We start from the raw sequence: 19,467 nt of genomic DNA, 5'->3' as shown, positions 1-19,467 counted from the left end.
TAAAAACAGCTGTCGAAATGATCGACAGCTGTTTTTATTTAACCTCATTAATCTTCTCTTTCATTACTCCATCGTTTGCTGCAAAATCGTTCCGGTTTCGCGATCGGTCAGCATTAGTTTCCCTTTGACGCTGCTTCCGTCTGCTTGCTTGAACGAAAGAACGTTGGTCGAGCCTTTCTCCAGCAGCGCTTTAACCATTGTCAGCGAGATCGTTTTGCCCTGCTGTTCTTTCCAAATGACAAACTTGCAGCCTTCGCGAAAAGCGCTGCAGCCATAACCTCGCTTGCCCTCAATAATATGTCCGTTGCAGCCTGAGCGCGGGCATGCGCCAATTGTTTCACGGGAAGCCGGCGCTGAAGAAGAATTCGAAGCGTTTAAGTCTGAGCTCTTGCCAGACATTGTACTGGCGCTTGTCTTCGGAGCACCGGAGCTTTTTTCGCCTTTCGTCCTTTTCGCGCCGTTGCCGCCTTTTCCTTTGCCTCCGCCTGTCGACCGCTCCTTCACCTCGAATGTTCCAGGAGCCGCAGGCCGTTGCAGCCGAACCTTCTCAACTACCATCGTGGCAAATTGCTTGACCTTCGCAATAAATTGATCGTCGGAAGCTTCGCCTCGCGATATTTGGTGCAAGCGCTGCTCCCATCTGCCTGTCATCTCAGGCGAAGCCAGCAATTCCACGCCTGCTCCGCGAATAAGCTCGATTGCGGCAATCCCTTTCGAAGAAATTTCAAGCTTCTTGCCGGAAAGCGTAATATAGCCGACATATTTCAGCCTTTCAATCGTCGCCGCACGAGTAGCAGGCGTACCGAGGCCGGTATCCTTCATCGCTTCGCGCAGTTCATCGTTTTCCATCGACTTGCCTGCGCTTTCCATTGCTTTAAGCAGCGTACCTTCCGTAAACGCTTTTGGCGGCTGCGTCGTCTTCTCCATCGCTTCGGTTGCGGTACAATGAACCGGCTTGTCCGCATTCAGCTGAAACGGTTGATCGGTTTCAAGCTCTTCTTCATCGCTTGCGCCCGATTCATCATTTTTCTTCTTGCCCTTTTTACCAGTCGTTGCAGAGGCGGACTCCTGTTGCTGTTGAACAACTTTCCAACCCGGTTCGAGCTGTTCCTTCGCTTTCGAGCGAAACGTTTCGCCCTCAACATCCGTAAGCACGACATGGTTTTTATATACCGCCGGCGGATAATAATGAGACAAAAACCGTCTTACGATCATATCGTAAATATTTTGTTCTTCCGAATTTAAGCCTGACACCCGTTTCGGAGTCGGCATGATCGCATGGTGATCCTCAACCTTAGCAGGATTGCATACCGCTTTATTGCCTTTATGGACGCGGCTGCGATCGGCACCGCCTGCAAGCTCCCTATAAGCGTCCGTACCCTGCAGCATCGACAGCACCTTCTGCATAACGGGCAAGTTTTCTTCCGTTACATAGTTGGAGTTGGTCCGAGGATACGTAATCACTTTATGCTTCTCGTAAAGCGACTGCGCTATATCCAGCGTTTTTTTCGCCGAATAGCCGTACCTGCCGTTCGCCTCTCGCTGCAGAAGCGTTAAGTCATGGAGCCGGAATGGATATTCTTTGGACTCTGTTACTTGATAATCGGTGATGACGCCAGGCTTGTCCTTCGTCTTCGCAGCGAGCGCTTCAGCCTTCGCTTTATCCGTTATCCGGTCGCCCTGCCAGATGCCGCTATAACTAAACCCTTCCTGATCGAAGCTGGCTTTAACAACATAATACATATCAGATTGAAATGCGGTAATTTCCTTATGTCGATCATAAAGCAGCGCAAGTACCGGCGTTTGCACCCGTCCGACAGAAAGCAGCTCCTTATGGCGGATCGTAAATGCCCGTGACGCGTTCATACCGATCAACCAGTCCGCTTCACTTCGCGCTCTCGCCGCTCTCGTTAACGGATCGTACTCCACATCGCTGCGGAGCGAATCAAAGCCTTTGCGGATCGTTTCCGGCGTAAGGTCGGAAATCCAGAGACGTTCCGTCGGCTGCGAAAGCTTTAAATATTGGCGTATATAATGAAAAATAAGCTGACCTTCCCGCCCGGCATCGCATGCGTTAACGAGACGGCCGCATCGCTTCGCCAGCTCGCCGATCTGCTTCAACTGATCCTTTGTCCGCGGATTGGGCCAAAGCTTGAATTGCTGCGGTATAATCGGCAAATCATTAGCATTCCATTTTTTATAACGGGTGTCATATTGATCGGGTTCTGCAAGAGCGACCAAATGTCCTATCGCCCAAGTTATAATATAGTTCTCGCCTTCCAGATACGTTCTGCGATTAGCTGCTTTCGGTTCGACAACCGCTGCAATCGTACGGCCCATATCCGGTTTTTCGGCAATAATTAACGTTTTCAATCTATCGCCTCTTTAGTTTGGCTTGTCGTTTCCATTTGACGCTTCATTGAAGCAAATATCGTGCTTACGCCTTTCGACCAATTCGGATCTTCCGCATATTCACGATTGATCCATGTAATCGGATCGATTTGCTCCGGCCGATTTTTACTTAAACGGACAATTGTTCTCGACGCAATATCTGCGGAATCGCGAATCGTCGTATTGTATTCCTTCCAGCTATGGAACACATTAAACGGATTGTTCGCAATCTTTCTTGCATACTTGTTCGTTTTCGGCACAAAAGCCTGTTCTTGCCCCGTAATCGCAAAAAGCAACAGCGGATGAATATCGAATGCTTCCGCCGAAGCGATAATCTCGTTCATATATGCCTTTTCAGCTAGAATCGAAGATTTGCTTTCCAAAAATGAAGCTAACCATTGTTTGTCCACCTGCGTATACCGCAGCTCGGCAGGCAGCCCGTCTCCAATCGGCTTAACTGGTTCCGGATCAACAATCTGAACTTTCGGCTGCTCCTTATTATGACCCGAGAACGGCGTCATCGACCAACCGAAAACCGCCATCGTGCCAATCAGCAGCAGACAAAGCAGCCCATAAACGTACGGCCGATACACCCGTGCCGCATTCGCCTTTTCCGTTGCTGAATGAGGCATCTGCACAGGCAGGGCAATCACATCGGCTAGCGCTGGACTGCTTGAATCTGAACCCGACTCCGCGCGCTTTCGTTCATCGCCAATCCGCTCTTTCAAACGCTGCCAGCTTAAAGCGCCTTCAACTTGAGCTAAGTCGGTGCTGCAGGTCAGCTCGTCCAATAGTTGGACAAAGCGCAGCGAGTCTATCTGACTGTTTAAATGTTGCTCCGTCCATCGACGAAGCTGCTCGATGACGGGCTTATCCGTCCGGTCAAGCTCATTTAAACACACCTCAAATATATCGTCGGTACGAACAGCCACTTGCCGTTCAACGACAACCGTGCGAATTAATGCAGCCGTCAATTGCTTCTTCAGCTCGATTTCGAACTCTGGAAGCTGCTTATGTATAATGCGGCCAACCGCATCTGCTACGATTTCCACTTTTCTCTCATGTGGCATTTCCGCATATTTATGCTGAACATATCGCCTGATTTTACTTATATCATTTGGCGAAAGCACGTATGCTTCCTCGGCAGCCATGACGAATCGCTCCTTAAAAGTTATTCAAAAAGTCCGTTACTTTTTGAATCCTCCATTATTACGTCATCCCATACCGATTTTACCACAACTTTCCTCAATTGAGTCTCAAAAATTGGAATCGTATTCATCCGCTAGGATAGATTCGCAATTAGCTGCTGTACTTCGTCGCTCTCAATAAATGCGCGAATTTGCTCTTTCTCAAACGTTGTAAATTGATATTCGCAATCTGTATCCTCATCCTGCGGAACAATCTGAGCGATTGCGCCAGAAAGCGTCGTAATGACCAAACCGCTGAAATCGATCAAATCGTCAGGCACAGGCGTTTCCGAAGCAAGCTCAAATCGGAGCGTTATGTCTACCCATTGCCCGCCGTCCCTTTTTTCGATCGTCGGATGAAACGCGTCAAACTGAAGCTCTGTCACCCGATCCAGCCCATATTTAATCATCGTCAGAAAACCTCCTCTTTTTAACTCGTTTTCAACATGAAAAGAAAAGCGCCCGAAGGCGCTTTTCTATTGTTGCATGCTATGCAAACAGTCGGTCGGATCCGCTGCTTAAGGCAGCTGTGTCGACCCCATCAAATATTTATCTACTTCGCGAGCAGCCTCGCGTCCTTCGTTAATCGCCCATACAACCAAGCTTTGGCCGCGGCGCATATCGCCTGCTGCAAATACTTTATCAACATTAGTCGTATATTTGCCGTAAGCCGCTTTAACGTTAGAACGACGGTCTTGCTCAAGGCCGAGCTGATTGATAATCGTGTTCTCAGGACCTTCAAAGCCAACAGCGATGAATACGAGATCACAAGGCCATACTTTTTCTGTGCCCGGGATTTCTTTATAAACTTTACGGCCGGTTTCATCAACCGTACGTTCGATTTGTACCGTGTGCAGCTCTTTCAAATTGCCGTTCTCGTCGCCGACAAATTTCTTCGTCAGAACGGAGAATGCGCGCGGATCTTCGCCATACAGCGCTTTTGCTTCCTCATGCGCATAATCGAGCGTATATACGTTCGGGAATTGCGGCCAAGGATTGTTCACTCTGTCGCGCTCCAACGGAGCTTTCGCATGCGTGCCGAATTGAGTAACCGATTTGCAGCCATGACGCAAAGCTGTAGCAACGCAGTCCGTACCTGTGTCGCCGCCGCCAATTACGATAACATGCTTGTCTTTGGCGTTAATATAGTTGCCGTCCTCCAGGTTGGAGTCCAGGTAGCTCTTAATTGTACCGTTCAAATAATCCATAGCCATATGAACGCCGTTCAATTCACGACCTTCAATATCCACTTCGCGCGCTTTCGTAGCGCCGCCGCACAATACTACAGCATCGAAGTTTTGTTTCAATTCTTCAGCGGAAATGTCTTTGCCGATTTCCGTATTTGTTACGAACTCAATGCCCTCTTCTGTCATCAGATCAACACGGCGTTGAACGACATGTTTCTCCAGTTTCATTGTAGGGATACCGTAAGTGAGCAAACCGCCAATACGGTCAGCGCGCTCATATACCGTTACTGTATGGCCGGCTTTGTTCAGTTGTGCAGCCGCTGCCATGCCTGCAGGGCCGGAACCGACTACTGCAACGCGTTTTCCGGTGCGCACTTTAGGCGGTTGAGGTACGACCCAGCCTTCTTCGAAGCCGCGGTCGATAATCGCTTGCTCGATCGTTTTGATCGTCACCGCATCGCCGATCAGCCCGACTGTACAAGAACCCTCGCACGGCGCCGGACATACGCGTCCCGTAAACTCAGGGAAATTGTTCGTTTTGTGCAAACGGTCGAGCGCTTCGCGCCACAATCCGCGGTAAATCAAGTTGTTCCACTCTGGAATCAAGTTGTTGACAGGGCAACCGGAAGCATTTCCGGCAAGCTCCATGCCTGTATGGCAGTATGGCGTTCCGCAGTCCATGCAGCGCGCGCCCTGCGTACGAAGCTGTTCATCAGACAAATGCTTATGAAATTCATTCCAGTCTTTAATCCGTTCAATCGGATCGCGATCAACCGGAATCTGGCGCTTATATTCCATAAATCCTGTAGGTGTAGACATGCTCGCATTTCCTCCATCCGTTATTCCCGAAGCTTCTTCTGTATCGCTTTTCTCTCTCAAACTATAGCGGGAATACGACAAATATTCAACAATATTTTTGAACAAACCGTTTCTAAAAATCGTATCATTCCGATTGCATGTCGTATATGGATTATCCGTACAATCATTTGTACTTTATGACATAACGTTCGTCTTATACTCCATTCTGTCCCGAACGAGTAAACGTTTGGAAAGTAAAGCTGAACATATTTGCTTCGTCTTGCTCGTATGGCTCGGAATGTGCCAGCGACCATTCCAAGGGGCTGATCTCCGGGAAATAAGCGTCGCCTTCTGCAACCTCGGTATGCACTTCCGTCAGCAGCAGCTTGTCCGCATGCGGCAAAAACTGCGAGTAAATATCCGCTCCGCCAATGACCATCAAATCTTCATTGCCGTACCGTTCAATTGCTTCCCGGACGGAATGAACCGTCTCGCAGCCTTCAAAAGAAGCGCCCTGCACTCTCGTCAAAATAACGTTGCGGCGATTCGGCAGCGGCTTGCTGCGCAGCGATTCAAACGTTTTGCGGCCCATCAAGACGGTCTTGCCGGTTGTCATTTTTTTAAAGAAAGCCATCTCTGCAGGGAGCTTCCAAGGCAATCGATTGCCGAAGCCGATCGTGCGATTGCGATCCATTGCTGCAATCATCGTAATTGGCATTTGATTATCCTCCCTATACCGCTACCGGCGCTTTTATAGCCGGATGAGGGTTATAGTTATCAACTGTGATATCCGCAACGTCTACATCAAAAATCGAATTGACCGACGGGCTGATGACCAATTGAGGCAATTCGCGAGGCGCTCGTTCCAATTGCTTCTGGATTTGGTATAAATGATTGACATAAATATGGGCGTCGCCAAAAGTATGCACGAAATCGCCGACCGCAAGCCCGCATTCATGCGCAATGAGATGCGTCAATAACGCGTAGCTCGCAATGTTGAACGGAACGCCGAGAAAAGCATCTCCGCTCCGCTGATACAATTGGCAGGAAAGCTTGCCGTCCGCAACATAAAATTGAAACATGGTATGACATGGAGGCAACGCCATATTCGTCGGCACATCTTCCGGATTCCATGCCGAAACGATCAGTCTGCGTGAATCCGGGTTTGTTTTGATCGAATGGATGACATCCTTCAATTGATCAACGCTGTCGCCGCGAGTCGTCTTCCACTCCCGCCATTGCTTGCCGTAAACGTTGCCAAGCTCGCCGAATTCACCGGCAAAAGCGTCGTCTTCCAAAATACGCGATTTAAAAAGCGCCATTTGTTCTTCATAAACGGCCGCAAACGCTTCGTCCGTCTGGGAGCGCAGACCAAAATTCGTCATATCCGGTCCTTTATACTGATCGCTCTCTATCCACTTTTTAAATGCCCACTCGTTCCAAATATTATTGTTGTGCTGGAGCAAGTAACGGATATTTGTATCTCCTTTAATAAACCAGAGCAGCTCGCTCACAATAAGTCTAAATGGAACACGCTTGGTCGTCAGAAGCGGGAAGCCCTCCTGAAGATTGAAACGCATTTGATAACCGAATACCGATATCGTCCCCGTTCCCGTCCGGTCGTCTTTGCGCGTCCCTTCCTTCAAGACGTGACGAAGCAATTTCAAATATTCATTCTCGCTATTATAATTGTTCAACATATGATTCCCCCCTTGCTAAATACCGTACAACCTAACCATCTTTTTATTTTACCATCTTAAGCTTTGAATACGCTACTAGATCGTAGCATTTCTTTGCATCATTCGACTTTTGCGCTGCATATAACGTTCAGGGGCGCTTTCAAAAAGACGTATTTCATCTTCGCTTTCCGGGATTATTGGAGCCACTTGAGCAGGCTTGCCTTGGTCATCAAGCGCGACAAAAGTGAAGAACGCGGTCACTGTCGTCGTCTTATAGCCGGAAAAGAGGTTTTCGGACTGTACCGATACGTACACCTCCATCGAACTGCGATTCGTCCGTGTGACAAACGCTTCGATCTCGATCACATCTCCAACCTTAATTGGAGCGACAAAATCGAGACTGTCCGTCGATGCGGTGACAACTTGCATACGCGAGTGGCGCATGGCTGAAATCGCTGCGATTTTATCCATATATTCCATCACTTTGCCGCCAAACATCGTATCATGATGGTTCGTATCCAGCGGGAAAATAATCTGCGTCATAATCGCTTTCGAATCCTTCGCTTTTTTGCCGGCCTTCTCCATAAGTCCCGCCCCTTTAGCGTCGATTTATACATCATATGCACATATACAAAAGGAGGCTCGCATGCTGCAGCAGCTGCGAAGCCTCCCCCTCCGCGGCGGCCCGCCGCGGTTATCAAACTTATATTTATTTGCCCACTGTATGGATTGGATGGCCCAATGCCACTTCAGCAGCGTCAAGAACGATTTCGCCAAGCGTCGGATGCGCGTGGATCGTAAGCGCGATATCTTCAAGCGTAGCGCCCATCTCGATTGCGAGACCAAGCTCAGCAATCATATTGGAAGCTTCATTGCCGATAATTTGCGCGCCCAGCACGAGTCCGGAGTTTTTGTCGGCAACCAGCTTCACGAAGCCTTCCGTAGCGTTAAGCGACATTGCTCGGCCGTTGATCGCAAACGGGAATTTGCCGACTTTCGTCTCGTAGCCTTTGTCTTTCGCTTCTTTCTCGGAAAGGCCAACGCTCGCGCACTCCGGATCGGAGAAGCAAACCGCTGGAACACATTTGTAGTCGATTACGCTTGGCAGACCGGAAATTGCTTCTGCAGCTACTCGGCCTTCGTACATTGCCTTATGCGCAAGCGCAGGTCCGGCAATGATATCGCCAATTGCGAAAATGTTCGGATTGCTTGTACGGCATTGGCCGTCAACCTCAACGAGGCCGCGCTCGCCAACTTTAACGCCTGCAAGCTCAAGTCCGAGATCGCCGTCAGTGTTAGGACGGCGGCCGACAGTTACGAGCAAGTAATCAGCTGTTACTTTCTCTTCTTTGTCGCCTACTTTATAAGTCAATGTAACATCATTGTCTGTTTGCTCAGCGCCTTGCGCCATAGCTCCCGTTACGATGTCGACATTAGTGCCTTTAAGCTTCTTCGCAACAATCGAAGACATATCTTTATCGAAGCCTGGAAGAATGGTGTCGCCGCCCTCGATAACCGTCACTTTCGTGCCGAATTTCGAGTACATTTGACCAAGCTCTATACCGATGTAGCCGCCGCCGATTACGATCAGGCTCTTCGGAATTTCAGGCAGCGAAAGCGCGCCTGTCGAAGATACGATGCGTTTGCTGAAAGGGAATGCCTTCAGCTCGATTGGACGGGAACCTGTCGCAATGATGCAGTTTTTAAACCGGTAACGCGGCGCTTCCTGATCGTTGAATACGCGCGCTTCATTCTCGTTGATGAACATCACTTCACCGCTGAAAAATTGAACTTTGTTCGCTTTCAGCAGGGACGCTACGCCGCCAGTCAGTTTTTTAACGATGCCGTTTTTAAACTCTTGCACTTTATTCCAGTCAACCTTAACGTCGCTTGCGGAAATACCGAAAGCTGACGCATGGTTAACAGATTCGTATTGATGGGATGCAGAGATCAAAGCTTTGGATGGAATACAGCCAACGTTCAAACATACGCCGCCGACATGCTCTTTATCGACAACGAGAACGTTTTGCCCAAGCTGCGCTGCGCGGATCGCAGCAACGTAACCGCCGGGACCTGCACCAATGACTAGAGTATCAATATCTAAAGAAGCATCTCCTACTACCATGTTCTTACACCTCCATGATGAATAGCTCTGGTTGACCCAGCAGCTGCTTAATGTAGTTCATAAAGTTTTGAGCCGTTGCGCCGTCGATGAGACGGTGGTCAAAGCTAAGCGACAATGCCATTACAGGAGCCGCTACGATTTCGCCGTTGCGAACGACAGGTTTTTCAGAAATACGGCCCGTACCCAGGATCGCAACTTCAGGGAAGTTAATGACCGGCGTAAAGAACATGCCGCCTGCGGAACCGATGTTGGAGATCGAAATGGTGCTGCCTTTCAGCTCATTTGGCTTCAGCTTGCCGTCGCGGCCGCGCACTGCGAGATCGCGGATCGAATCGGCAACCATCCAAATGTTCTTGCGGTCAGCATCTTCAATGACCGGAACGATAAGTCCGTTGTCTGTATCTGTTGCAATACCGATATTGTAATATTTGCGGTAGACGATTTCTTGATTCGCTTCGTCCAGCGTCGAGTTCATAATCGGGAATTGGCGGCAAGCTGCTACCAATGCTTTTACGATGAACGGCAGGTAAGTCAGCTTAGCGCCTTTCTTCTCTGCATAAGGTTTGTATTTCGCGCGCAGCGCAACCAGTTCCGTTACGTCCACTTCGTCCATAATCGTAACATGCGGCGCGGTGTAAACCGATTTAACCATAGCTCCCGCAATCGCCTTGCGGATGCCTTTGAATGGAATGCGCTCTTCAGGACGGTAAGGCGTGCCGGCTGCAACTGCAGCCGGTGCTGCCGCTTCTGCTGCAGGCGCAGTTGCTGCTTCAACAGCTTGCGCTTCTGCTGCAGGCGCAGCTGCCGGTGCTGCCGCTCCTCCGTTCGTTACGTCCTCGCGAGTGATGCGTCCGTTTTTGCCTGTACCGCTAATTTGCGTCAGGTCAACGCCTTGCTCGCGAGCGAATTTGCGCACGCTTGGCGTAGCAAGCACAAGGCCGCCAGTTGCTTTTGGCGCTTCAGCAGCAGCCGGTGCAGGTGCAGCAGCTGGAGCTGCTGCTGGAGCTGGCGCAGCAACGACTGGTACCGCTGCAGGTGCAGGCTCTGCCGCAGCTGGAGCTGCTTGCTCAGGCAATTCGCCTTCCGCATCGATGATCGCTACGATTTCGCCGATATGACATACTTGGCCGTCCTTAACGAGCACCTCTTGGACTGTTCCGTTAACCGGACACGGGACCTCGACGATCGCCTTGTCGTTTTGTACTTCCATAATAATGTCGTCATCCGTTACTTTTTGGCCTGGCTTAATAAGCACTTTGATGATTTCGCCCTCGTGCAAGCCTTCGCCGAGCTCTGGAAACCGATATTCAAATTTTGCCACGTTGAGTACCCTCCTTTACGTATTTGCCCCGCATCTATGGGCATTTCGCTTCATATCTATATCATAATTGCAGCGCTCTGCGAGTCGCTCAATTAGAATGTCAGCACTTTATTGACTGCCGCTGCGATGCGCGCAGGCGTAGGAAGCCATGCATCTTCGATTTGCGCGAACGGATATACCGTATCCGGACCAGCAACGCGAAGCACTGGCGCTTCGAGGTGCAGAATTGCTTTTTCGTTAATTTGGGCAATCACTTCGGCTGCAACGCCGGACGTTTTTTGCGCTTCTTGAACGACGATTGCGCGGTTTGTTTTCTTGATCGAAGCTACGATCGTCTCGATATCGAGCGGAACAAGCGAGCGCAAGTCGATAACTTCAGCTTTGACGCCTGTTTTTTCAAGCTCTTCGGCAGCTTTAACAGCCGTATGAACCATCATGCCGTAAGCGATAATCGTAACGTCGCTGCCTTCGCGAACAACGTTCGCTTTGCCGATCTCAACTGTATATTCGCCTTCAGGAACTTCAGCGCGGAATGCGCGGTACAGGTTCAAGTGCTCCATGAAGAATACAGGATCGTTGTCACGGATCGCCGCGATCATCAAGCCTTTTGCGTCGTACGGGTTCGACGGAATTACAACTTTGATGCCCGGTGTTTGAACAGCCAAGCCTTCAAGCGAATCCGTGTGCAGCTCAGCCGCTTTTACGCCGCCGCCGAATGGCGTACGGAATACGATTGGCGAATTGTAGCGGCCGCCGGAACGGTAACGCATGCGAGCCGCTTGAATAAACATTTGGTCCATCGCTTCATAAATGAAGCCGACGAACTGAATTTCTGCAACCGGGCGGAATCCTTGAACGCCCATGCCTACTGCAAGGCCCCCGATTGCCGACTCGGCCAGAGGCGTATCAAATACGCGTTCCTCGCCGAACTCGCTTTGCAAACCTTCCGTAACGCGGAATACACCGCCGACTTTACCTACGTCCTCGCCAAAGACAAGCACGTTCTCATCACGTTTAAGCTCCACGCGCAGCGCGTCGCGGATCGCTTCCAACATATTCATTTGAGCCATTATCGTCAGATCCTCCCTCATATTTGCTTCGCGCAAAATCCCATTTCAGCGCTAATTATTGAAAGTCAGCCTTTTGCTCTTCCAGATACTGAGGCGTCGATTCGAACATCGTGTCAATCAAGCCGGCAACCGTCATTTTTTCTGTCGCTTCCGCTTTTTTGATGCTGTCGTTTACAGCCGCCTTCGCTTCCTCTTTAACGCGATTCGTATCTTCTTCCGTCCAGAGGCCCTTTTTCTCCAAATATTTGCCGAAACGAACGAGCGGATCTTTAGGAGCCCATTCTGCTTCTTCTTCTTTCGTACGATATTTAGTCGTATCGTCAGCCATCGAGTGCGGACGGTAACGGTATGTCAGCATTTCGATCAGCGTAGCGCCTTCGCCGTTGCGGCCGCGTTCCGCTGCTTCGGATACCGCTTTAATAACTGCCAATACGTCCATGCCGTCTACTTGAACGCCTTTGATGCCAGCAGCTACCGCTTTGTGCGCAACCGACAGCGCAGCTGTTTGTTTCGAGTAAGGAGTCGTAATCGCATAGCCGTTGTTTTGAACGACATAAATTACCGGCAGTTTGAAAGAACCGGCAAAGTTCATGCTCTCGTAGAAATCGCCCTCGGACGAGCCGCCGTCGCCTGTATACGTAATCGCAACGCGCTTCTCTCCGCGTTTTTTGAATGCCATCGCTACGCCGGCTGCATGCAGAACTTGCGCGCCGATGATGATTTGCGGCATAAGCACGTGAACATCTTCAGGAATCTGGCCGCCATGCTGATGACCGCGGGAATATAGGAATGCTTGGTACATTGGCAGGCCGTGCCATACGAGCTGCGGCATGTCGCGGTAACCAGGGCAAATAAAATCGTCTTTGTTCAGCGCGTACTCGCTGCCAACCATGGAAGCTTCCTGGCCGGATACCGGCGCGTAGAAGCCAAGGCGTCCTTGACGGCCCAGGTTAACGGCACGTTCGTCCCAAGTGCGTGTAAATACCATGCGGTACATAATTTCTTTCAATTGCTCGTCTGTAAGCTCCGGCATCAAGTCAGGATTGACTACATCTCCGTCAAGCGACAGTACGGACAGCGGTTTAACGGGCTCTGTTTGAACTTCATATGGCAGTTTGCTCAGCAGTTTGCTCATTTTGAACGCTCACCTCAGTCATAATTATTTGAATATTACAATGCTCTGTTATAGAATTATTATAAACCTGTTTACCGAAAATGGTCAAAGTAAAAAACAAAAAAACCGTTGTTTTTTCGCCAATACACCAGATTCTATCTCTTAATTGTATATGTAACAGAGTTCATATTTCTGTGTAACAGCATAATACAATATAGCGTTATCATTTTGGTGTCGCCATACTATTGTTTTCCCACATGCGACCCTTTCCATTCAAATAACAGGAACACAAGGAGGATCCATAACATGACGGATGAACGATATTTAAAAAGAACGGTTTTGAAAGATTCGATAACGAGCCGCTATTTGCCCGAAGGCGAGCGCAGCCTGCGCGTATACTTGCCGCCCGGCTACAATGAGGTGCTCAGTTATCCGGCAGTCTATTGCCAGGACGGCGAAGATTTTTTCAACTTTGGACGAATCGCGACTACGGCAAATCGGTTAATCCTCGACGAAGGCGTCGAGCCTTTCATTATTGTCGGCGTAGATGTCGACAAGTCGAAGCGCACTTCGGAATATTCGCCAGACGGCGAACGCCACGCCGATTATGTCCGTTTTTTCGGCGAAGAATTGGTTCCCTATATTGAAAGCAAATATCCGATCAGACGGGAGCCCTCGCAGCGGCTGCTAGCCGGCGATTCGCTGGGTGGAACGGTTTCCTTCCATATAGCGCTGTCTTATCCTCATCTGTTCACGCGAGTGATGTCGCTTTCCGGCGCTTTTTACGACCGTTCGAGAGAAATTATGGAACAGCAATCCGATCTAAGCTGGCTTCAGCTGTATATGATCGTCGGCTTGCAAGAAACGGCTTTCGAGACAGACCGCGGGACGATGGATTTTGTCGCTATTAACCGCGATGCCCGCGACTTGCTGAAAGCTCGCGCCGCCGTGTTTTCCTACAAAGAAATGGATGGCATGCACCAGTGGGGATTTTGGCAGCAGGAAATTCCAGACGCGCTGAAATATTTTTTGGAAACGGAATAAATTACGTCAGGCCGCACGGTTAAATCTTGTTGTTTAGGATAAAGTTATTACTGACTACACTATCCAAGCTTCAGGAGGAAACCAGCATGTTCAAGAAACAATTCCAGCTTGCGGCAATTGCCATTCTGGCGGTAATGCTCGTTATGAGCGGCTGCGGCAAAAGCACAGATAACAATGCGAATAATAATGGCGGCAGCAACAACGCAGGCACGAATGCCGGCGGCGCGGCGGGCACGAAAGATATTACGGTCAACGCAGAGAACTGGAAGTTCGACCAGACTGACATTAAATTAAATGTCGGCGATACCGTCAATCTCACGCTTAAAAACACGAGCGGCAACCACGGCCTCGAAATACCGGATTTGAAAATCAACATCAAAGACGGCGAGACAGCAAAATTTACGGTCGACAAAGCCGGCACTTACGAATTCGTTTGCTCCATCATGTGCGGCACCGGCCACGCAGATATGAAAGGCAAAATTACGGTGTCCTAGTCAAAAAAAGGTACCGGCTCAATCGCCGGTACCTTTCTCATTTATCCGTTTTTTTTGCTGAAACCAGCAGCATCATTGGGCGCCGCAATTCATTAGCCATGCCTGGCATACCCAATATTCTTTTTTCCGGCTCAGGCTCGACCAGACCCGTAATTTCAAATCCGCTGCGAATAAGCGTGTTGACGTATGTCGTCAATGTTTTATGGTATTTCATGACGTCCTCGCCAAGAAAGTTTGTCGTTCGCAGACCTTCCTCGAAATAGTTGTCCACCGGCCAATGCAGCATATTCCCCGCTTCATCGAAATGCCATTCCTGCCTGCCCTCCGCCGTAAATACAGGGTGTTCTACCGAGAACACAAAACTGCCGTTACTAACTAGAAATCGCCTGATTTTATCGCAAATATCGCTAAAGGACTCGACATAATGAAGAGCGAGTGAGCTAATGACAACATCGAAGCTGTTCACTGGGAAATCAATCTCTTCAATCGGCATGCAAATGTAACGTACAGCATTTGAATCCGTTCTGATTTCAGCCTCGCTCAACATTTTTTCCGAAATATCGATTCCGACCGCCGAAAGAGCCCCTTGTTCCATCGCGTATCGGCAATGCCAGCCATAGCCGCAACCTACATCCAAAATGCGCTTGCCGGTCAAATCAGGCAGCAGCTTTTGAAACTCATGCCACTCGCCCGACCCCTCAAGACCTTTCTTCGAACGGTCCATCTGGCTATACTTTTCAAAAAAAACGTCATCATCATACTTATTCTGCTTCATACCGATCGCCTCCTAAGCTGATAACGATGCTAACTATGCCTGCAAGTCGCGCTGAATTTCCGATAGCAGCTTGGCGCAGCCTTGCTCCACCAGCTCATAAACTTCATCGAAGTTGCCGGAATAGTACGGATCCGGCACGTCGGCAATGTTCAGCTCCGGCAACAGGCTCATAAACGTAAACACGCGTCCTTCACGCCCCGTATCGCCCCCGATATCGTCTTCGATAATCGCCAAAACATCTTTTTCATTTTTCGTATCCATACATACGATATAGTCGAACTTGTCACGGTCAGCTTTGGCAAACTGCCTTGCTTTCATTCCGCTGTATGATATCCCTTTGCTGTCCAGTTGTTTTCGCGTTCCCTCGTGAGGCGGACGTCCGATATGCCAGTCTCCCGTACCGGCGGAGTCGATCTCGATCGCTTGCTCCAGTCCGGCTTTTTGCACCATGCTGCGAAAAACAGCCTCCGCCATCGGCGATCGGCAAATGTTGCCTAGACATACAAACAATACGCGCGCTTGCTTAGTCATGATCCGCTACCTTCCTTCTGTAAATTCGTTTGATTGAGCGACCGTCTAGGCAGTTTCCATTTATAATGGACCGACAGCATGCGGAGCGTAATAATAACGACGAATAAGAACAATAAATCAAGCGTGGAATGGAACCAGCCTTGTCCAATCGCAAGACCCGCAAGCATCGCCCATACCGCATAAATTTCGTCTTTGAGCACGAGCGGCTTCCGTCCGGCAAGCACATCGCGGATAATTCCGCCGCCGATTCCGGTCAGCATTGCCGCAACGAGCACAGCGCTAATCGGGTGCTTCATCTCTGTGGCATAAAGCGCGCCTTGAATGGCGAACGCGGCTAGGCCGATCGCGTCGAAAAACGCTTCGCTCCTTCGCCAGGTCAGAATCCATCTGGCAGGAAGCAAAAAAGCAATCGTCATGGCAATAATCGCGATTTTGAACAAATGCCCTTGATTCCATAGCATCGTTACCGGCATGCCGATCAGCAAATTACGCACAACGCCTCCGCCGAATGCCGTCACAAGTCCGAGAACGAATACGCCCAAAATATCGTACTCCTCTTCCATCGCAACGACGGCGCCGCTCACTGCGAACGCGACTGTGCCGATAATGCTGAATACGCCAAAAATATCAACGTCCAACAACTAATACTCCTCCGCTTCCGTATCCCGATCGCTCGCATAAGCGCATCGGTTGAGTCATTCCCCATTTTAGCCGCGCTTATTCGGTTTCGCAATGGTTTTTGCGTTCTTCCATGCAATCGTTTTATACTGACAAAAGCGAGAACGACACCCGAAAGGATATATACGATGATCAAACGAATTATGATTTTTACCGGAGGCAGGCTTGGCGAATGGGCGGCAAAGCTCGTAAAGCCTGATGATATGCTGATTGGCGCCGACAGCGGAGCGTTCTATTTGATCAGCCATCAATTGAAACCTCATACCGCTATTGGCGATTTCGATTCGGTAACCGCAGAGCAGCTGGAGCAAATCCGTTCCACAAGCACAGAAACTATAGAATGCGATCCGATCGATAAAGATTATACCGACACGGAGATGGCGTTTCGATTGGCGCTCGAACGGAAGCCGGCTGAAATTGTGCTCACCGGCGCGCTTGGGACACGCTTCGACCATTCGCTCGCGAATGTGCATCTTCTATCCCTCGCGCTAGAGCAAGGTATAGCAGCCGCAATTGTTGATGAGCACAATACGATCAGACTGGCGCAAGGACCTGCCGAAGTACGCCTGACGAAAGGCGAGTACAGCCACGTCTCCTTGCTCCCGCTGTCCGAGCGAGTAGCCGGCATTACACTTGATGGCTTTAAATATCCTTTGCATAATGCCGTCCTCCGCATCGGCCAATCGCTTGGCATCAGCAACATCATCGAGCAGCAAACCGGAAGTATCGCCTTCTCCGACGGCGTATTGCTCATTATTCAAAGCAAAGACTAGCTAACGTCTATTAATTGCTGTTCAGATCTATATTTAGTCTTCGCCTTCCGTCTCCAGCTTGAGTCCCTCCACATGCTTGCGGCTTAATAGCTTTCGTATTTTCCGGTTTTCCTTCGTTTCAAATACGATATCCATATCGTATTCCCCTTCCGGATACAGCCTCTCCTTCTCGATATACAGCTTGAGCCGCTTGCGATTGAACTTCATCTTGCTCCCCTGCACCTGCACAATAACTTCGCCTCGGGCATCCGCCTCTCGATAAACGATGCCCGTTCGCTTGAGCGGATAGATCCAAACGGCATCTCCCGGCTCAAACTCTTTCTTTAATGCTTGACGATTTTCTTCCTTGGCCTTGCGTTCTAACTCTTGCCCCTGTTTCTCCTTCGGGTTAAAGCCATTCCCTTGCGAGATTTCGGTTTCAGTTGGCTGCTCCGAAACGGGATGTGGCGAACTATCGGCTGCTGTGCTCTCTGACGGCTGCCTCATTTCCGCTATCCGTTCTGCACGCTGAAGGACACGCTCCGGCAAACCGCACCGGCGGGCAATCGCAAACGCGTGGCTGTCTCCTGCTTCCCCAAGCTCCAGCCGATACAGCGGCCTAAGCGTCTCCGTATCAAATGCCATCTTGGCGTTCATGCAGCCTGGAGTCCGCGCGGCAAAATTTTTGATCTCGTTAAAATGTGTTGTTGCGCCTACTAGCGAGCCCCTCTCAAGCAGCTCCTCCAAAACGGCAATCGACAAAGCAATGCCTTCGCTTGGATCGGTGCCAGCCGCCATTTCATCCAGCAGCAGCAAGGAACGATAGCTTGCATGCTCCAGCATTTCTTTCAGAACCGCAAGATGCGAGGAAAAAGTACTTAGCGACTGTTCCACGCTTTGCCCGTCTCCGACATCGGCAATGATTGAATCGAACAGGCCGAAGCGGCTTTTCTCATCCGCGGGCGCAAGCAAGCCGGATTGAACCATCGCAGCAAGCAAGCCTATCGTCTTTAAAGCGACTGTTTTGCCGCCTGTATTGGGTCCGGTAATAATAAGCTGCTTCCATCTTACGCCGAGCTCAACCGTCAATGGCTCAACTGCGCCGCCCAGGAGCGGATGCCTCGCTTCAACCAGCTGAATGATCGAACGATCGCTCAACGTCGTTTTTTTACCGTCATAAGAGCGTGCAAGCTTTCCTCTTGCCATAATGAAATCAAATGACGCCATCGCCTCCCGGTTGCCGAGAAGCTCAGAAGCGTACATATCGGCCATATCCGACAGCTTAGATAAAATAACGGTGCGTTCCCGTTCCTCGTCCGCCAGCCAGCTTTGCAGCTCGCTCTGCAATCCGGCCACGTCGATCGGTTCCACATAAATCGTCTGCCCGCTTGCCGACTCGCCCCACACCGTTCCCGGCACTTGCTTGCGCAGCTCTCGTTTAATGGCAATTACCGCTCTGCCGTTCCGTTTGCTGATGAACGATTCTTGCAGCGCCGCTTTATATTTCGATAGCGCGGATTGAAGCTTTTTCTCTATGCGGTCCTCTACTGCGACAATTTGTCTGCGTATCGATGCCAGTTCGCTGCTCGCCTGATCCGTAAGCCTGCCGAATCGCACGGCGCGCCCAAGCTCCTCGCGCAGCTCCGGGCAATCCCTGAGCGAGCCTGCATAGCTCGCAATAGTTGGGGCAATTTCCCTCTTGCTGTCCATATATTTTTTCATTTGCAAAACCGAGGCGAGCCATACGAGCAACTGTTCCAGCTCAGCTTCGGAATAGATTTTTCCTTTCCCGAGCAGCTCCACCAATGAATCTATGCCTTCCATTGTCGAGAGCGGAACGCTAGCGCCGGCAGCAAGCAGCCTCGACGCTTCTTCCGTCTCGTTCAGCCAAGCCGCTACTTGATTTCGATTGCCGCTGGGAGCCAGTCGCTCGGCAAGCCGCCGTCCCGAAGGCGATACCGTCATTTCAATTAGCTTTTGTTTCATTTTTCCATACTCCAAACGTTGCAAAGACGTTTCCATCATCATCAGTTATCCATCTCCTTTATCATCAATGCTGCATAAAAAAAACAGGGACAGAACGCTGCGCGCTCCATCCCTGTTTTCCTTTCAGTCAACAAACCCGTATAAACAAACGAATTGCGCCGCATTCGCACTAGCTCGCTATGCTCGCAAACGTTTATTTACACAAAAAAACCGTGCTCGAAGAGCACGGTGATTGGGCCGTTGACTAAATGTCATTTAGGCGGAATCCACATGTTCTTAACTCTTGGCATCGGACAACCGATCAAGGCAGAGAAATAGAAGCATGTGAATCCAAG

18 protein-coding genes are annotated in these 19,467 nt (G+C 50.0%); 3 read left to right on the top strand and 15 right to left on the bottom strand.

Features of this window, described 5'->3' with window-relative positions:
* Window positions 1–63: 63 nt before the first annotated feature.
* The 11 genes from GOM71_RS15670 to pdhA form a co-directional block, all read right to left on the bottom strand.
* Window positions 64–2,373: a type IA DNA topoisomerase gene (locus GOM71_RS15670; protein ID WP_156282723.1), complete on the bottom strand. Its 2,310-nt coding sequence runs from the start codon at window positions 2,371–2,373 to the stop codon at window positions 64–66.
* Window positions 2,370–3,542, bottom strand: coding sequence for a glucosaminidase domain-containing protein (locus GOM71_RS15665; RefSeq protein ID WP_156282721.1), 1,173 nt, complete (start codon window positions 3,540–3,542; stop codon window positions 2,370–2,372). The genes GOM71_RS15670 and GOM71_RS15665 overlap by 4 nt, the downstream gene beginning before the upstream one ends.
* 131 nt (window positions 3,543–3,673) lie before the next feature.
* Window positions 3,674–3,988: a hypothetical protein gene (locus GOM71_RS15660; protein ID WP_156282719.1), complete on the bottom strand. Its 315-nt coding sequence runs from the start codon at window positions 3,986–3,988 to the stop codon at window positions 3,674–3,676.
* Window positions 3,989–4,096: 108 nt separating this feature from the next.
* A complete protein-coding gene (locus GOM71_RS15655; RefSeq protein WP_156282718.1) occupies window positions 4,097–5,584 on the bottom strand; it encodes a glutamate synthase subunit beta in 1,488 nt (495 codons plus the stop codon).
* A gap of 193 nt (window positions 5,585–5,777) precedes the next feature.
* Complete coding sequence (locus GOM71_RS15650) at window positions 5,778–6,281, bottom strand: dihydrofolate reductase (RefSeq protein ID WP_156282716.1); 504 nt, start codon at window positions 6,279–6,281, stop codon at window positions 5,778–5,780.
* A 13-nt stretch (window positions 6,282–6,294) separates the two neighbouring features.
* Window positions 6,295–7,263 carry a thymidylate synthase gene (locus GOM71_RS15645; RefSeq protein WP_156282714.1) on the bottom strand — a complete coding sequence of 323 codons (969 nt, stop codon included), beginning with the start codon at window positions 7,261–7,263 and terminating at the stop codon, window positions 6,295–6,297.
* 75 nt (window positions 7,264–7,338) lie between these two features.
* Complete coding sequence (locus tag GOM71_RS15640) at window positions 7,339–7,827, bottom strand: acyl-CoA thioesterase (protein ID WP_156282712.1); 489 nt, start codon at window positions 7,825–7,827, stop codon at window positions 7,339–7,341.
* A 124-nt stretch (window positions 7,828–7,951) separates the two neighbouring features.
* Window positions 7,952–9,367, bottom strand: a complete 1,416-nt coding sequence (gene lpdA, locus GOM71_RS15635; RefSeq protein WP_156282710.1) for a dihydrolipoyl dehydrogenase — start codon at window positions 9,365–9,367, stop codon at window positions 7,952–7,954.
* 4 nt (window positions 9,368–9,371) lie between these two features.
* The gene (locus tag GOM71_RS15630; RefSeq protein ID WP_367649637.1) at window positions 9,372–10,688 is read right to left on the bottom strand and encodes a dihydrolipoamide acetyltransferase family protein; all 1,317 of its coding nucleotides are present in this window, start codon (window positions 10,686–10,688) and stop codon (window positions 9,372–9,374) included.
* Window positions 10,689–10,780: 92 nt separating this feature from the next.
* Window positions 10,781–11,758: an alpha-ketoacid dehydrogenase subunit beta gene (locus GOM71_RS15625; protein WP_156282708.1), complete on the bottom strand. Its 978-nt coding sequence runs from the start codon at window positions 11,756–11,758 to the stop codon at window positions 10,781–10,783.
* Window positions 11,759–11,813: 55 nt separating this feature from the next.
* Entirely contained in the window at window positions 11,814–12,881 is a 1,068-nt protein-coding gene (pdhA, locus tag GOM71_RS15620; protein ID WP_156282772.1) for a pyruvate dehydrogenase (acetyl-transferring) E1 component subunit alpha, read from the bottom strand.
* A gap of 297 nt (window positions 12,882–13,178) precedes the next feature.
* Here pdhA and GOM71_RS15615 point away from each other — a divergent pair, with 297 nt between their 5' ends.
* Window positions 13,179–13,916: an alpha/beta hydrolase gene (locus GOM71_RS15615; protein WP_156282706.1), complete on the top strand. Its 738-nt coding sequence runs from the start codon at window positions 13,179–13,181 to the stop codon at window positions 13,914–13,916.
* Window positions 13,917–14,002: 86 nt separating this feature from the next.
* Window positions 14,003–14,410 carry a cupredoxin domain-containing protein gene (locus tag GOM71_RS15610; protein ID WP_156282704.1) on the top strand — a complete coding sequence of 136 codons (408 nt, stop codon included), beginning with the start codon at window positions 14,003–14,005 and terminating at the stop codon, window positions 14,408–14,410.
* A 37-nt stretch (window positions 14,411–14,447) separates the two neighbouring features.
* On the opposite strand, the gene GOM71_RS15605 is transcribed toward GOM71_RS15610, so the two are convergent.
* The 3 genes from GOM71_RS15605 to GOM71_RS15595 are packed head-to-tail and all read right to left on the bottom strand — an operon-like array spanning window position 14,448 to window position 16,354.
* A complete protein-coding gene (locus GOM71_RS15605; protein ID WP_156282702.1) occupies window positions 14,448–15,185 on the bottom strand; it encodes a class I SAM-dependent methyltransferase in 738 nt (245 codons plus the stop codon).
* Window positions 15,186–15,218: 33 nt separating this feature from the next.
* A complete protein-coding gene (locus GOM71_RS15600) occupies window positions 15,219–15,716 on the bottom strand; it encodes a low molecular weight protein-tyrosine-phosphatase (protein WP_156282700.1) in 498 nt (165 codons plus the stop codon).
* Window positions 15,713–16,354, bottom strand: coding sequence for a trimeric intracellular cation channel family protein (locus GOM71_RS15595; protein WP_156282698.1), 642 nt, complete (start codon window positions 16,352–16,354; stop codon window positions 15,713–15,715). Before GOM71_RS15595 ends, GOM71_RS15600 begins: the two co-directional genes overlap by 4 nt.
* A gap of 168 nt (window positions 16,355–16,522) precedes the next feature.
* Here GOM71_RS15595 and GOM71_RS15590 point away from each other — a divergent pair, with 168 nt between their 5' ends.
* Window positions 16,523–17,167, top strand: a complete 645-nt coding sequence (locus GOM71_RS15590; RefSeq protein ID WP_156282696.1) for a thiamine diphosphokinase — start codon at window positions 16,523–16,525, stop codon at window positions 17,165–17,167.
* Window positions 17,168–17,200: 33 nt separating this feature from the next.
* On the opposite strand, the gene GOM71_RS15585 is transcribed toward GOM71_RS15590, so the two are convergent.
* Window positions 17,201–19,174, bottom strand: a complete 1,974-nt coding sequence (locus GOM71_RS15585; protein WP_156282694.1) for an endonuclease MutS2 — start codon at window positions 19,172–19,174, stop codon at window positions 17,201–17,203.
* Window positions 19,175–19,467: the final 293 nt, after the last annotated feature.

Source organism: Paenibacillus sp. NEAU-GSW1 (assembly GCF_009737085.1).
In the GTDB taxonomy this organism is placed as follows: Bacteria; Bacillota; Bacilli; order Paenibacillales; family Paenibacillaceae; genus Pristimantibacillus.
This window is presented reverse-complemented; position numbering and strand designations above follow the sequence as displayed.